This is a genomic window from Levilactobacillus sp. (assembly GCF_022646225.1).
Classification (GTDB): Bacteria; Bacillota; Bacilli; order Lactobacillales; family Lactobacillaceae; genus Levilactobacillus; species Levilactobacillus suantsaiihabitans.
Genome location: NZ_JALCJA010000005.1, coordinates 123,025 through 138,233, shown reverse-complemented (window position 1 = coordinate 138,233; position 15,209 = coordinate 123,025). Strand labels below are relative to the sequence as shown.

Genomic DNA, 15,209 nt, shown 5'->3' with positions numbered 1-15,209 from the left:
AATCCTAAAGATTGCCGTCAAGCGCTCACCAATGATCAGCGAATTTCGTTGGTACCTATGACGGGGCATTTCTCAACACCCCAGATTGCTGCTGGCCCCGGCGCACCCAATTTTTATGAGCGCCAATCCAAGTCAAAGAACAGCCTTGATCCGCAACTTCTGTTACTCTACCGCGCCATTAGATTGCCCTAGTCATCCAGCACCTCATCCGGACGGACCGTTTGGTACAGGGCAAAACCGCCATCCAGGTTGACCACATCGAAGCCGTGTTGCTTTAAGATGCGTTCGGCCACGTAGCTCCGGTGCCCACTTTGACAGCTGACGATGTACGGTTGCTGGGGATCGAGTTCACTGAGCCGGTCGCGTAACTGGTCCAGCGGGATGTTGATGGCCATGGGAAACCGGCCAGCTGCTAATTCCGTGGGATTGCGCACATCTAAGAGTTGCCGTCCCGCCACTTCAGCGGCTTTCAATTCGTGCCACTGGCGGTTGTCAGAGAGCCCATCCATGATGTTTTGCGCCATCTCCCCCACCAAATTCACGGGATCCTTGGCTGAACCAAATGGCGGCGCATAACTCAATTCCAATTCTGGCAAATCTGCGACGGTCAGGTGACCCTTGATGGCGGTCGCCAACACGTCGATGCGTTTGTCGACGCCGTGCCCCACCGCCTGGGCACCGTAAAGCTCCCCGGATTGCGGGTTAAACAGCAGTTTTAGCAGCAAGGATTGCGCCCCTGGAAAGTAATCGGCGTGGTCACTGCCGCGGTAATGGGCCGCCTTATAGGGCAGCTGTTGGGCCTGTAAGGCGGCCTCATTTAACCCCGTCATGGTAGCCGCCGTATCAAAGACGCGCACAATGGCGGTCCCCACACTGCCGCGGTTGTGATGCGGCAAGCCAATGAGATTATCGGCGACTTGTCGCCCTTGCCGATTGGCGGGTGAGGCCAGGGAAATCAGCGCTGGTTGTCCACTGACCTGATTACGAACCACGATGGCATCCCCCACGGCATAGACGTCCGGCGCGCTGGTTTGATACGTCTCATCCACTTCAATGCCACCGCGCAAGCCCAGGTGAATGCCGCTGGTTGCCAAAAAGTCTGTCGCTGGCCGGACACCCACGGCTAAGACGATTTGGTCCGTTTGAACTTGCGTCTCGTCGGCTAAGACTAACGTTCGACCATTATCGCGGACGCTAGCCACAGCCTGCCCTGTGATGACCCGCACCCCCTGTTGCGTCAAGGTGTGTTGGATGCCCGCCGCCATTTCTTCATCCAGTGGCGGCAAGACGTGGCTTGCCTGTTCCACGATTGTGACGGTTAACCCCCGCCGGCGCAAGGCCTCCGCCATTTCTAGGCTGATGAAGCCACCGCCGACCAGTGTCACGGTCCGGGCCCCCGTCGTGCTTAATTTCGCCATCAAGCGGTCCAAATCCGGAATGTTGCGCAAGACGCTCACGTTGGGCGCCGTTGCCAGTCCGGGAAGATCCGGGACCACCGGCACGGCTCCGGGTGCTAAGATGAGCTTGTCGTAGCTCTCCGTAACCGTTTGCCCGGCGACCTGGACACTGAGTTGATGCTGGTCGGGCACCACCGCAGTGACCCGTTGATTGACCCGCACGTCGATATTGAACCGTTGCTTGAGTTTGGCCGGTGTCTGAACAATCAAATCAGCGCGGTCCTGAATTTCACCGCTCAAATAGTATGGTAACCCGCAGTTGGCAAACGACACATAGGGCCCTTGCTCCAACACGATGATCTCAGCCGTTTCGTCTAGCCGGCGTAACCGCGTGGCCGCAGACATGCCGCCCGCGACGCCCCCTACAATCACAACTTTCATGACTAAGCTCCTTCCATGATCCGCTTCTAGAACGTTATGCCATTCAGTATATACCGGTCCCGGTATGACGCAACTAATTTACCCGGCAAATTAACTTTCTGGGCAACACTTTCTGTGGTCAATGAAGCAGGCCTCGATCATCGCCTTGCTGTAGCTCACTTTTCTAATTACTCCCGTTCAAAAACTTCCCAAAAATGCGGATGGCCCATCTCAATATGTTCCTTACTAGGGCTAATATTAGCTGGCCAATCCTTGATAGATGAGCCTTTAGGTAAAAAGTCTATCGACCAGCAATTTACCCCTACATTCCCACTCAGTTCGAGCACATCACCCCGGATAAGATCATCACCCTCTTGAAATATAATCTTACCCGGTTTCTCAACAGTCTTTCCGGAAGTATCGTCTTCGGTAAGTGTCGTCCGACCATTTCTGGCCGTACGAAGGGCAATTGACCCATCACGCAATGATGTCTTTGAAACAGTTAACTTTCTTCCTGATGGCTTAGACCACCGCGGCCCCTTGCCATCCGACGCATTAAAACCTTCCCCCACTTCTTTCCAGGAACCCATCAGCGAAGTGTAATCACCCGCCTTGATTTGGTGAAGGTTCATCGTCTGCACGCCAGTGGCTGTTTTCGCAGATTTACCTACTACCGACTTTCGTTGCCCCTCACCATGGGCCTTGGCCTGAGCTTGATTCTTTAGAAGCTGCTTATCGATCCGAACAATGAGCCGTTTTAAGGCCGGTGCGGTATAAACTACCCCCTCTTGGGAGACCAGTTCAGCCTTAAGGTCTTTGAGTGCGGTATTTTTTCTGGCTAAATCGGTTGAGGTTTCTTGATCCAATTTGGCAGGGCTTTGGCGTTTTAGCCGCTGCAAATTCTCCGTTTGAATTAGCTGCTTGATGTCTTTCACCGTGTTTTGATAGACCAGCGTCACTTGCTGGGACTTTTGCTTACGCCGGTAGTAGTCGGCGGCCGCATGCTCAAGCTTCTTTAAGGCCGCAACTTGTTCGGGAACGGAATGCGCCTGTTTAATGGCCTTAGCCTGCCGGTTGATGGCAGCGACCTTGGCCTCATAAGACCTAGCTGGTCCGACTACTTTCTGGTTTTCCGCCGTCGCCCCGCACCCCACCATCACAATCGTCAGGACTAGCAAAGATACGATCATCAGATACCTTCTCTTCATCATCTTTCTCCTCAGACGCACGTTCATCGTGCTTATTTAACGAACTGACTAGTCGGCAAGCTTCCCCTTGACGTAACTGAAGAACGTTACATGCGTATTACCAGCATACTAAACCAAAGGATGATGGTCAATTGGTAAAACGTTAATATTATTTAATAAATTTTCAGCATAAGGAAATGACTATTTACTAAGATTTTTATCGCTAATAGCCCCAGTTTACGCCAGACACTTACAATTATTTATTTTCCAATTTCACGAAATAGAAAAGTATCAATATTCGCTACTCCTTCTAAAAGATGGTTCCAGAGAGGCACCTACAATTTTCCCAACAAAAAAACAGCCATGACATGAGCCACAGCTGCTACAAATTTCTTAATTATGACCGACTGCGCGCAATCGCAATCCAAATGGCGTTGACGCCAAAAACGATAAAGAAGAACGCAATCAAGACGTTCAGGGATAGCGCGGCTGCCACCGGATGGATGAAGAGCATAATTCCGATGACCAAGCTGACGACGTCCAAGATGACGGACAGCCAGAACCACAGCCCACCAAAGTCGCGTAAATGACTGGCAACTAGCAGTCGTTCTATGGAATCAAAGATGAACCACAGCGCGAACAAATAACCCAGAGTGACAATGGCACTGTTCATGTCAAAGAAGAACACGACGGCAATCAGGATATCTAAAATCCCAAAGACCAGTGCAAAGTTCGCTCGGATCCCCGTCGCATCATGCAATTTCTTATACCCGGCAATCGTGGTCAACCCACTCAAGAGGGCCATGAACGCAAAAATAATGGCTAACCCAGTTAGGCCAATTTTCGGGGAGCGCAGCAGTCCAACCGCGGCAACGATAAACAGGATGCCGAGAATGAACTCGCCCCAGTCAAATCCCCAACGGGCACGATTCATATTAAACATTGGCAAAATCTCCTCACAACACCAGCCATGTGCTGACTGGTTTTCAACCATTGTACTGGTTTTTCAGCCCCGCGACAAGTTCGGGGCTCAATTACAGGACCATTAAACCGTGTCCGGCCAACGCTACCACCGTTCTGGGTCATTTTTATGACTAGACTCTACCCAAATGCGTCGGTTCGCTGTGGGCTCCCTTGCTGACACCGGTAATTGGCTTAGCCACTTTTAATTACCAATTCGATTCGCCCACAAAAAAGCGGCGAACCTCACCCGCAGGTAGGCATTCGCCGCTAAATTTACAATTAGTTTACTTGGTTTGGGCTGGTTTGGCCTCAGTCGTAGCCTGGTCTTCCTTGGTCCGCGCGGTATCGCGGGCCAAGATTGGCTTCAGGTATTGGCCGGTGTAACTCTCGGCGACCTCCGCCAGTTCCTCTGGCGTACCCGTGGCGACCACGTTTCCGCCGGCTTCCCCACCTTCAGGACCTAAGTCGATCAGGTGGTCCGCCGTCTTGATGACGTCCAAGTTGTGTTCGATGACCAACACCGTGTTGCCCTTATCGACCAACCGGTGCAGCACTGTCAACAGGCGTTTGATATCATCCGTATGCAACCCGGTCGTTGGTTCGTCCAGGATGTAGAAGTTCTTCCCGTTTTGTTGCTTGTGCAATTCGGAAGCCAACTTCATCCGTTGCGCTTCCCCACCGGACAAGGTCGTGGCGGGTTGCCCCAACTTGACGTAGCCCAAGCCGACGTCTTGAATCGTCTGGAGCTTGCGGGTGATCTTGGGAATGGCCTCGAAGAACTTCAGGGCCTCACTCACGGTCATGTTCAACACGTCCGAGATGTTCTTGCCCTTGTATTCCACTTCCAGCGTTTCGGAATTGTACCGCGTCCCGTGGCAAACTTCACACGGCACGTAGACGTCTGGCAAGAAGTTCATTTCGATTTTCAAGATCCCGTCACCGTGGCAGGCTTCACACCGGCCACCCTTGGTGTTGAAGCTGAACCGGCCCTTTTGGTAGCCGCGCAACTTCGCGTCGTTGGTCTGCGCAAACAAGGTCCGCACATCATCAAAGACACCGGTATAAGTCGCGGGGTTGCTTCGTGGTGTCCGTCCAATCGGACTTTGATCGATGTCGACCAGTCGTTCGATGTTCTTGACGCCGGCGATGGACTTGTATTTCCCGGGTTTTTCCGAATTGTGATTCAACTTCTGCGCCAACGCCCGTTTCAAAATCGTGTTGACCAGCGTGGACTTCCCGGAACCAGAGACCCCGGTGACCACGACGAATTCGCCTAGTGGGAAATCGACCGTGATGTCCTTTAAGTTGTTTTCGGCCGCACCGGTGATGCGAATGGCCTTTCCGTTGCCGGTCCGCCGTTCAAGCGGCACGGGAATGTACTTCTTTCCGGACAGGTACTGCCCGGTCAACGACTTACGGGACCGCATGACCTGCTTAGGTGTCCCGGCGGCCATCACGTGACCCCCGTTTTCCCCGGCACCCGGGCCGATATCGACAATGTAATCGGCGGCCCGCATGGTGTCCTCATCATGTTCCACGACGATCAGGGTGTTGCCCAGATCGCGCATTTGCTTCAAAGAGGCGATCAACCGGTCGTTGTCCCGCTGATGCAGCCCAATCGAGGGTTCATCCAAAATGTACAGCACGCCGGACAAGTTGGAGCCAATTTGCGTGGCCAACCGAATCCGTTGGGCTTCCCCACCGGACAGGGTCCGCGCCGAACGACTCAGCGTCAGGTAATCCAACCCCACGTTGCGTAAGAACGTCAACCGGTCGCGAATTTCCTTTAAAATCGGTTGGGCAATGACGGCATCTTGTTCGCCAAAGCTCAGATTTTGGAAGAAGGCCAATTCCTTTTCCACCGGCAAATCGGAGACTTCCCCAATATGCTGGTGGTTGATCTTGACACTCAAGGCTTGGCGGTTCAACCGGAAACCGTGGCAGGTCTGACAGGTCAACTCGGTCATGTACTTACGCATGACGTCGCGCGTGAAGTCACTGTTAGTTTCGTGGTAACGGCGGTTGACGTTGGGGATGACACCTTCAAATTCAACGTCCACGTCGCGTACGCCGCCAAAGTCATTTTCATAGTGGAAATGGAATTCCTTGCCTTGAGAGCCATAAAGGACCAGTGCTTGGTCGGACTTGGACAGCTGCTCAAACGGCGTGTCCATATCGACGTTAAAGGCGGCACAGGCCTGTTCCAGCAAGGCTGGGTAGTATTGCGAGCTGATTGGGTTCCAGGGCGCTAAGGCCCCCTCACGCAGCGTCTTGGTCTTGTCAGGCACGACCAGATCCAAGTCGACTTCCAACTTCACCCCTAACCCGTCACAATCCGGGCAGGCACCAAAGGGCGCGTTAAAGGAGAACAGCCGCGGTTCCAATTCCCCCACCGTGAACCCACAGACAGGGCAAGCATAGTGTTCGGAGAAAATCATCGGTTCGCCGTCGATCAAGTCAGCAATGGCGTACCCGCCACTCAACCGCAAAGCGGCTTCAAAGGAGTCAAAGAGCCGAGAGCGAATCCCCTTTTTGACCACGACCCGATCGATCACAATAGCGATGTCGTGGTTTTGGTTCTTGTTAAGTTCGGGAACTTCGCTGATGTCCATGATTTTGCCATCGACGCGGACCCGGACGAAGCCTTCGCGTTGGATCTTTTCAAAAATCTTCTTGTGTTGGCCCTTCTTGGCCCGCACGATGGGCGACAAGATCTGCATCTTGGTCCGTTCGGGCAGTGCAAGTACCTGGTCAACCATCTGTTCCACGCTTTGACTGGTGATCTTCGTGCCATCATTGGGACAGATGGGGGTCCCCACCCGCGCCCACAAGAGTCGCAGGTAGTCGTTGATCTCCGTGACCGTCCCCACGGTCGACCGCGGGTTCTTGGAAGTGGTCTTCTGATCAATGGAAATGGCCGGACTCAACCCATCGATGGAATCGACATCCGGTTTGTCCATTTGCCCCAGAAACTGGCGGGCGTATGACGACAGGCTTTCCACGTAACGGCGCTGGCCTTCCGCATACAGCGTGTCAAAGGCCAGTGAGCTCTTCCCTGAACCCGACAGGCCACTGATAACGACCAGTTTGTTCTTGGGAATCGTCACGTCAATATCTTTTAAGTTATGGGCGCGGGCCCCGTGAATCACGATTTTATCATTTGCCAAATTGAAATCTCCTTACTTCCCTAATCACCGATCTCGGTCTTCATATCCATAATCGTATCACGCAACGAAGCGGCCTGCTCAAAGTCTAGCTTCTTGGCTGCGGCACGCATTTCGTCTTCCAACCGCGCAATCAGCTTTTCTTGGTCTGGCTTGTCCATGTCCTCAAAGTCACTCGCCACGAAGTCATCCTTCTCATCGGTGTCGTCGTTCTTCTTGGTGACGGCAATCAGGTCGCGAATTGGCTTGATGATGGTGGTTGGCGTAATGCCATGTTCCTTATTGTAGGCGATTTGGACCTTCCGCCGCCGGGCCGTTTCATCTATCGCCGCTTGCATGGATTCCGTCACGGTATCGGCGTACATGATGACGTGCCCATGTGAGTTCCGCGCCGCCCGGCCAATCGTTTGAATCAAGGACCGTTCGTTACGCAAGAACCCTTCCTTGTCGGCATCCAAAATAGCGATCAGCGACACTTCGGGAATATCGATGCCTTCCCGCAACAGGTTGATGCCGACCAAGACGTCGTACTTGCCTAACCGCAAGTCGCGCATGATCTCCGTTCGTTCCAGCGTCTTGATATCCGAATGCAAGTAGGCGACCTTGATGCCCAAGTCCTTGAGGTAGTCCGTCAAGTCTTCGGCCATCTTCTTGGTCAAAGTCGTGACAAAGGTCCGCTCGTTCTTCTCGACGCGGGCGTTGATCTCACCGACCAGATCATCCATTTGTCCCATGATGGGCCGCACTTCAATGGTGGGATCCAACAAGCCGGTCGGCCGAATGATCTGTTGGACGACGTGATCTGTCTGGGCCTCTTCGTAGGGTCCCGGCGTGGCCGACATGTAAACGACTTGGTTGATGTGTTTTTCAACTTCATCTAGCTTCAATGGCCGGTTATCCAACGCGCTCGGCAGCCGGAAACCGTAGTCGATCAATTGCTGCTTACGCGCTCGGTCCCCGTTGTACATCCCCCGAACCTGAGGCATCGTCACGTGAGACTCATCGACGACTAACAGGAAATCCTTGGGGAAGAAATCCAGCAGCGTGTATGGGGGTTCGCCGGCTTTACGGCCATCCATCCACCGTGAGTAGTTTTCAATGCCGCTGGTGTAGCCCATTTCTCGCATCATTTCCAGATCATAAGTGGTCCGTTGCTTGAGGCGTTGGGCCTCCAATAACTTGCCGCTATTCTCTAATTCGGCGACCCGGTCCTTTAATTCGCCTTCGATGCCCGCCGTGGCCTTCGCCATGGTGTCCTCGTTGGTCATAAAGTGGGTCGCTGGGAAAATGGCCACGTGTTCGCGGTCACCCACGATTTCGCCGGTCAACGCATCGACTTCGCGAATCCGGTCGATCTCGTCGCCGAAAAATTCAATACGTAAGGCCCGTTCGTCCCGAGAAGCTGGGAAGATCTCAACGACATCGCCGTGAACCCGGAACCGGCCCCGCTGGAAGTCGTAGTCGTTGCGTTCGAATTGGATGTTGACCAATTTGCGCAATAAGGCGTCGCGCTCAATTTCTTGGCCCACCCGCAGTGAGACCACGTGGTTCTTGTATTCGGTAGGGTCCCCTAACCCAAAGATAGAGGACACGGAGGCCACGACGATGACGTCGTTACGTTCCAGCAAGGAACTGGTCGCGGAGTGCCGCAGCTTATCGATCTCATCGTTAATGGATGAATCCTTTTCGATGTAGGTATCACTCGAAGGCACGTAGGCTTCCGGCTGATAGTAATCATAGTAACTCACAAAGTATTCCACCGCATTGTTGGGGAAGAACTGTTTGAACTCCCCGTAAAGTTGTCCCGCCAACGTCTTGTTGTGGGACAGGACCAACGTGGGTTTATTCACATTTTTAATCACGTTCGAAATGGTGAACGTCTTCCCGGTCCCGGTCGCCCCCAACAAGATCTGGGCCTTCTCGCCGCTTTCAATGCCATCGGTCAACTGCTTGATGGCTTGTGGCTGGTCGCCGGTCGGCTTGTATTTAGAAACCAGATCAAACTTGCGGTCCGTTTGTCGATCAATCATGCATGGTAACCTCCCTACCGTATCATTTATACGCTTAAATTTTAGGACGCTGACACGCAATCAGCGTCAATCGCAAAAAGAGTCTGGACGTAAATCCAAACTCATCACGCTCAAATATTCTACCATACCGAACATACTTTCGCCAGTTTGACGACCTACTTAAAATTTATCTTGGTAAATCGTCACGTTGGCGACCCGTTCGCCGCGCACGACAGCCGTGGTCTGCATCGCCGTCAAGCCTTGGTCTTGCCAAAATTGTTGCATCTGGCGATCCCCCATGAAGACGCTCAGCTGCAGTTGCACGGCCTGGGCTTCCTTCAACGTGGCGACCAGACTGGCATAAAAGGCGGCCGAATCAGCGGGGGCCAGCGTCTTGGCCGGCAACCACATGCCTAACCACACCAGGCTGGGCAACGGGTAGTCAATGATGAGATCCACCAGGACCACCAGTTGGTCATCGCGAAAGATGCCTAGGTAAGCCTTTTGCTCCGGCTGGGCGTTCAGCGGCACGTCCGTCACGTCTTGAATGGCTTCTTGGCGCGTCACCGGGTGGTCCTGAAAATGGGCAAAGTACTCGGGATGGTCCGCTTGAAATTGGTAAATCAGGTCATCATCCGCGTGCGTTAAGGGCCGCACCGTGGCTCCCGTCAACTGTTGGTTCCACACTTCTGCTAATTTCACTTTTGCTTATCCTCCAATAACTGATCGGTCAATTCGGCCAGTTTCTGCCGGTCACTAAAGTCCGCCGACAACATTTCCGGCAGAACGGCCGACAGGAAGTATTGCACGCAGGCCATTTGTTTGAATTTCAAAATCGTACTCAGACTTTCCCGGTAAATTTCGGTAAACACGGGTTCCGGATTGCCTTTTTGAATCTCACCAAAGGATTCGTACAACAAATCGACCTTATCGGCAACAGATAAAATCTGCCCTTCCAAGGTGTCGTCCTTGCCCTCACCCAAACGCCGGGTGTAGGCGGCCTGGAACTGTTCCGGAATTTCATTTTTAATAAAGTTGGCCGTCAAAGACGTTTCCACATCGGCCAACATCTGGCGGAGTTGCGGCGTCGCGTACTTGACCGGTGTCTTGATGTCGCCGATGAAGCGCTCCGTGTAGTCATGATTCAACGCCTTTTCGTAAAGCAAACGCCAGTTGACCTCATGGCCGGCCTGTTCCTCGACATCCCCCAAGAACTGCGCGACTTCCGCCACCTTAAACGAGTGAGCGGCAACGGAGTGTTGTTCGAATTTAAAGTAGCCGGGCGCCCGGTCGATCGTTTCCAAATCACTCAAGCTTTGTAAAAATTGGTTCATTCCCATGGTTCACGTCAGCTCCTTTAGTTTCTGGATCGTGGTTAATTGATTGCTTTCAGCTTACCACTTTTCTACGGTCGAGTTCATCTATTCTACCTTGCATTCTTGACTTTGAGATAACGTGAACCCGTTGCCTGGAGATAACGGAAAACTGTTGCCTGCGGCAGTTAGGGGTTCCGCCTGCTCTGAGGGACACCCCCAGCCTGAGAGGCGATCTGGGGGTTCGCTTGAAAGCCTCGCCAAACCCACGAGTCTCTCAAGTCGCCCTACCCAGTAACCCGGTAAAAAACACCGGCTAACTGGGTCGACACAGCTGGCTCCACCCCTAACTGCCTCTGGCATACTTGTCACTATCAGCAGCATGGCATTGGAACGCGATTATCCCAGCCAGAATGGTGTGCCAATCTATCATTAGGACTAGTTGTACACGGCTCTTATCAATCTATCAGTGTCACATACATCCGTTGGAGATGATAGCGAACGGATGTCGCTGAATTCCCCGATTTAACGTCAAAGCAAGTATGAGCACAATCTACAACGTACAACTGTTAACGACAATCTCAATATTGTTACTGGTAACGCAATCTCTCCACCATTTGTACGCCCAACGCTATCTACGTGAGAACGACTAACCTGCCGGAGGAGGCCAGAGGTGGAGCCAGCTGTGTCGACGGTGTTGGCTGAGGTTTTGTCTCAGCCTACAGCGTGGGGCGACTTGGGAGACTGGCGGGTTGTGCCAGGCTTCTAAGCGAACCGGAAGCCCGCTCCTCAGGCTGGAGGTGTCCCCCATAGCAGGCGGAACCTCTGGCAGCCGCAGGCACTGGTTTACACAATCCGGGCGCAAAAAAATGGCAATCACCGGAAACCAGCAATTGCCATTCGTTCAAACTCAATTATTTTGCGGCCGCAGCCTTTAAGTCTTCGATGTAGTTGAAGGCTTGTTGACCCGCGATACCACCGTCGCCGACCGCCGTCGTAATCTGCCGCAAATCCTTTTGCCGCACATCACCGATGGCAAAGATTCCAGCAACCGCCGTGCGCATGTGTTCGTCCGTCTTGATCCAACCGGCATCGTCAGTGATGCCCAGATCCTTGAAGGCGTCCGTCATTGGCAGGTTCCCCACGTAAATGAAGACCCCACTCACGGCCTTTTCACCGGTCTCGCCGGTTTGGTTGTTCTTGATGGCCACGCCGGTGACCTTCATGTCGTCACCCAAGATTTCTGTCACGTTGGTGTTCCACACGAATTCGATCTTGTCGTTCGCAAATGCCCGGTCCTGTAAAATCTTTTGGGCCCGCAATTGATCGCGCCGCACGAAGACCGTGACCTTGGAAGCTAATCCCGCCAGGTAGAGACTTTCTTCAACCGCAGAGTCCCCGCCACCAACGACGGCGACTTCCCGGTTCTTGAAGAACGCACCGTCGCAGACCGCGCAGTAGGACACGCCCCGGCCACCAAATTTATCTTCGCCAGGAACGCCGAGCTTCTTGTACTCGGACCCGGTGCCGATGATGACAGCCTTCGCAGCGTAATCTCCGTCGTCGGTCTTCACAACCTTGTGATCACCGTGGTCTTCGATGGCTTCGACACTCCCATAGGCGAATTCAGCGCCAAATTGGGTCGCGCCTTCGTACATGTCCTTGGCCAAGTCTGGTCCGAGGACGGACTTAAAGCCTGGATAGTTTTCCACGGCAGCCGTGTTGTTCATTTGGCCCCCGTAGATTCCGCGGTCTAACATTAATACGGATAAGTTTGCCCGTGAGGCGTACAGTGCTCCCGTCATTCCGCCGGGGCCAGCACCAATCACGATGACATCATAATTTTTCAAGCGTAACGCTCCCTTCCACTCATGCCTTGATGATATCGTCCACTTTACTATTAAAAAGTAAGTTTGTCACCTATTTTGCTTGGGACGCCTTTTCATCGGCCTTGCTGAGTTTAGCGCCCAGTTCTTTAATGTAGGCGCGCAGTTGGTCTTTGGTTTCCGGATGGTTCAGTCCGTATTCAATGTTGGTCTGAATCCAGCCGAACTTATTGCCGACGTCAAACCGCTTACCGGTGTATTCGTGGGCAAAGACCCGTTGTGTCTTGTTCAAATTGTCAATGGCATCAGTCAGCTGCAATTCGTTGCCCAGCCCAACTGGGGTGTTTTCCAAAGCCTCAAAGATCTCTGGGGTAAACAGGTAACGACCGATGATAGCCAGATCACTAGGCGCCTCGTCTGGTTGTGGCTTTTCCACAAAGTTGGTAACGTTGTACAGGCCTGGTGCCGTCTCCTCGGAAGGATTGATGACCCCGTACTTGGCGGTGTCCTTGTGGGGAACTCGCATCACGGCCAGCGTGGAAGCCCCCGTTTGTTCGTAACGGTCCATCAGTTGCTTGGTCAACGGTACCTTACTGTCGGTCATGTCATCGCCTAACATCACCACGAAGGGTTCGTCGCCGATGAAGGCCTTAGCCGTCAAGACCGCGTCGCCCAAGCCGCGGGGATACGGTTGCCGGATGAAGTAGAGGTTCATGCCCGTGGTCTCTTGGACCTGCCGCAAGAGTTCGTCCTTGTGCTTAGCTTCCAGGTTGGCTTCCAGTTCGGGGTTGGAATCAAAGTGGTCTTCGATGGAACGCTTGGATTTACCGTCCACGATCACGATGTCTTCGATACCCGATTTGCGCGCTTCTTCCACGATAAATTGAATCGTCGGTTTGTCCACAATGGGCAGCATTTCCTTGGCCAAAGCCTTGGTGGCTGGTAAGAAACGGGTACCCAAGCCCGCAGCTGGAATCACAGCTTTTCTAACTTTTCTCATAAGTAACCTATCCTTCCTCGTATCCCCAAAAAAATTTTAAAACTCGGAGCGACCTTCGCGTTGCATCAGTTCAGAAATGGCGGTGCGAATGTCTTTGCCCTCATAAATCACTTGGTAAATAGCTTCCGTGATCGGCATGGAAACGCCGCGTTCACGGGAGAGCTCGTAGGCCGCCTTGGTCGTGGCCAGCCCTTCGATCACCATCCCCATGTGGTTGATCACGTCATCGAGCTTCTCGCCGCGGCCCAGTTCGTCACCGGCGCGCCAGTTCCGTGAATTGGCACTGGTTGCGGTTACGATGATGTCGCCGACCCCGGACAGCCCGATAAAGGTCATGGGATCCGCCCCAAACGAGGTCCCTAACCGTGAAATTTCTGCCAGGCCCCGGGTCATCAAGGCTGCCTTGGCATTGTCACCGTAGCCTAGACCATGTAAGGCCCCGGCCCCCAGCGCAATGATGTTCTTTAGCGCGGCCCCGATTTCCACCCCAATGATGTCGGGGTTGGTGTAGACCCGGAAGTAAGACGTCATGAATATTTTTTGGGCGTATTTCGCCGCATCCGGACTCAGGCTAGCCGCCGTGACCAAGGTGATATCCTTGCGAGCCACATCTTCGGCATGACTCGGTCCCGAAACGACCGTGACGGCCTTGCGATTTTCGGCCGGAATCTCTTCTTCCAAGACTTGCGATAAGCGCTTGTAGGTCTTCTGCTCGATTCCCTTGCTGGCATGGATCAATTCTGGCTGCAAGTTCTTTTCCTTTAAAATGGTCGCAACTTGCGCAGCCACGGAACGAATGGCCTTGGTTGGCACCACGAACAGAATCGCATCCACGTTGTCGAGGGCACTCGCCAAATCGGAGTAAGCCACTAACGACGGAGAAAACGTAAAGTCTTTGATGTAATGCGTGTTCGTGTGCTGCGTATTTAATTCCTCAACCTGCTTGGGATTGTAAGACCACAGGCGGACGTCATGACCATTTTCGTCCAAAACGCTCGCTAAGATTGATCCCCATGAACCGGCACCGAGTACTGCAATTTTCTCTGACATAGTAATGGATTCTCCTTATTTAGAAAGATTAGTTTTTGCTTGGAACGGATTGCCATCTAAGTAGGCGATAGGTGGCGTAACGGACCGCCGCCGACTGATCCAAATGATCAACGCCCCGACAAACAAAATGACGGACAACAGCTGGGACACCCGAATGAAGCTAAACAGCATCAGGCTGTCCGTCCGCATCCCCTCAATGAAAAAGCGACCGAACGAATACCACATGACGTAGGCCAAGAAGACCTCGCCTTGCTTGAACAGCCCCGGGTAATGCCGCAGGCTCATCAACACCACGAAGCCCATCAGGCTCCAGGTCGACTCGAATAAGAAGGTCGGCTGGCGGTAAGCCCCGTTGATAAACATCTGGTCGATGACCCAGCGCGGCAAATGCAAGCCCTGCAAAAAGGCCAGGCTGGTAATGCGGCCAAAGGCTTCTTGGTTCATGAAATTGCCCCATCGGCCAATGGCCTGGCCCAAGATGACGGTCGGGGCGGCCACGTCGAGCATCAGCCAAACCGGAATGAACCGTGACCGACAAAAGAAGTAGACGACCAGCCCGGCCCCAATCAATGAGCCGTAGATGGCAATGCCGCCATCCCAAATGGCAATGATCTCGCCCGGATGATGCTGATAATACGACCACTGAAAGATGACGTAATAGGCGCGCGCCGCAATCAGAGCCGCGGGTAAGGCCCACAAGATCATATCGTAAATGTCATCGGATTCGATGCCGCGTCGATTCCCTTCGCGCACGGCCAGGGTCACCGCAATGATGACCCCCGTGGCAATGATGACCCCGTACCAGTGGACCGCAATCGGGCCCAGGTGAATGGCGATGGGGTTGAGTGCCGCTACAATCGGTGAAAAAATAACGCCCATC

The 15,209-nt window shown here is 53.3% G+C and carries 11 protein-coding genes; all 11 read right to left on the bottom strand.

The genetic code is table 11. From position 1 onward, the window contains the following. Positions 1-188 precede the first annotated feature (188 nt). The 11 genes from LKH74_RS09465 to lgt all read right to left on the bottom strand — a co-directional run bounded on the left by LKH74_RS09465 (position 189) and on the right by lgt (position 15,208). Entirely contained in the window at positions 189-1,838 is a 1,650-nt protein-coding gene (locus LKH74_RS09465; protein ID WP_287708364.1) for an FAD-dependent oxidoreductase, read from the bottom strand. Between the two features lie 167 nt (positions 1,839-2,005). Continuing rightward, positions 2,006-3,025 (bottom strand): DUF6287 domain-containing protein, encoded by a 1,020-nt coding sequence (locus LKH74_RS09460; RefSeq protein WP_287708365.1) that lies wholly within the window; start codon positions 3,023-3,025, stop codon positions 2,006-2,008. A gap of 376 nt (positions 3,026-3,401) precedes the next feature. Continuing rightward, entirely contained in the window at positions 3,402-3,947 is a 546-nt protein-coding gene (locus LKH74_RS09455) for an HdeD family acid-resistance protein (protein WP_135367445.1), read from the bottom strand. Between the two features lie 304 nt (positions 3,948-4,251). Next, a complete protein-coding gene (uvrA, locus tag LKH74_RS09450) occupies positions 4,252-7,134 on the bottom strand; it encodes an excinuclease ABC subunit UvrA (RefSeq protein ID WP_135367446.1) in 2,883 nt (960 codons plus the stop codon). A gap of 20 nt (positions 7,135-7,154) precedes the next feature. Beyond that, the gene (gene uvrB / locus LKH74_RS09445; RefSeq protein WP_135367447.1) at positions 7,155-9,161 is read right to left on the bottom strand and encodes an excinuclease ABC subunit UvrB; all 2,007 of its coding nucleotides are present in this window, start codon (positions 9,159-9,161) and stop codon (positions 7,155-7,157) included. A 159-nt stretch (positions 9,162-9,320) separates the two neighbouring features. After that, positions 9,321-9,842: an acetyltransferase gene (locus LKH74_RS09440; RefSeq protein ID WP_135367448.1), complete on the bottom strand. Its 522-nt coding sequence runs from the start codon at positions 9,840-9,842 to the stop codon at positions 9,321-9,323. Beyond that, on the bottom strand, positions 9,839-10,480 hold the full coding sequence (locus LKH74_RS09435) for a YfbR-like 5'-deoxynucleotidase (RefSeq protein ID WP_135367449.1): 642 nt from the start codon (positions 10,478-10,480) through the stop codon (positions 9,839-9,841). Before LKH74_RS09435 ends, LKH74_RS09440 begins: the two co-directional genes overlap by 4 nt. A gap of 887 nt (positions 10,481-11,367) precedes the next feature. Next, the gene (trxB, locus tag LKH74_RS09430) at positions 11,368-12,303 is read right to left on the bottom strand and encodes a thioredoxin-disulfide reductase (protein ID WP_135367450.1); all 936 of its coding nucleotides are present in this window, start codon (positions 12,301-12,303) and stop codon (positions 11,368-11,370) included. Positions 12,304-12,373: 70 nt separating this feature from the next. Continuing rightward, on the bottom strand, positions 12,374-13,279 hold the full coding sequence (gene galU, locus LKH74_RS09425; protein ID WP_135367451.1) for a UTP--glucose-1-phosphate uridylyltransferase GalU: 906 nt from the start codon (positions 13,277-13,279) through the stop codon (positions 12,374-12,376). A 36-nt stretch (positions 13,280-13,315) separates the two neighbouring features. Then, positions 13,316-14,329, bottom strand: a complete 1,014-nt coding sequence (locus tag LKH74_RS09420; RefSeq protein WP_135367452.1) for an NAD(P)H-dependent glycerol-3-phosphate dehydrogenase — start codon at positions 14,327-14,329, stop codon at positions 13,316-13,318. A 15-nt stretch (positions 14,330-14,344) separates the two neighbouring features. Further along, positions 14,345-15,208, bottom strand: coding sequence for a prolipoprotein diacylglyceryl transferase (gene lgt / locus LKH74_RS09415; protein WP_135367453.1), 864 nt, complete (start codon positions 15,206-15,208; stop codon positions 14,345-14,347). Position 15,209: the final 1 nt, after the last annotated feature.

Coding starts and splice junctions, on each gene's coding strand:
- galU (WP_135367451.1), bottom strand. CDS start 13,279: ATGAGAAAAGTTAGAAAAGCTGTGATTCCAGCTGCGGGCTTGGGTACC.
- LKH74_RS09460 (WP_287708365.1), bottom strand. CDS start 3,025: ATGAAGAGAAGGTATCTGATGATCGTATCTTTGCTAGTCCTGACGATT.
- uvrB (WP_135367447.1), bottom strand. CDS start 9,161: ATGATTGATCGACAAACGGACCGCAAGTTTGATCTGGTTTCTAAATAC.
- LKH74_RS09465 (WP_287708364.1), bottom strand. CDS start 1,838: ATGAAAGTTGTGATTGTAGGGGGCGTCGCGGGCGGCATGTCTGCGGCC.
- lgt (WP_135367453.1), bottom strand. CDS start 15,208: ATGGGCGTTATTTTTTCACCGATTGTAGCGGCACTCAACCCCATCGCC.
- LKH74_RS09435 (WP_135367449.1), bottom strand. CDS start 10,480: ATGGGAATGAACCAATTTTTACAAAGCTTGAGTGATTTGGAAACGATC.
- LKH74_RS09420 (WP_135367452.1), bottom strand. CDS start 14,329: ATGTCAGAGAAAATTGCAGTACTCGGTGCCGGTTCATGGGGATCAATC.
- LKH74_RS09455 (WP_135367445.1), bottom strand. CDS start 3,947: ATGTTTAATATGAATCGTGCCCGTTGGGGATTTGACTGGGGCGAGTTC.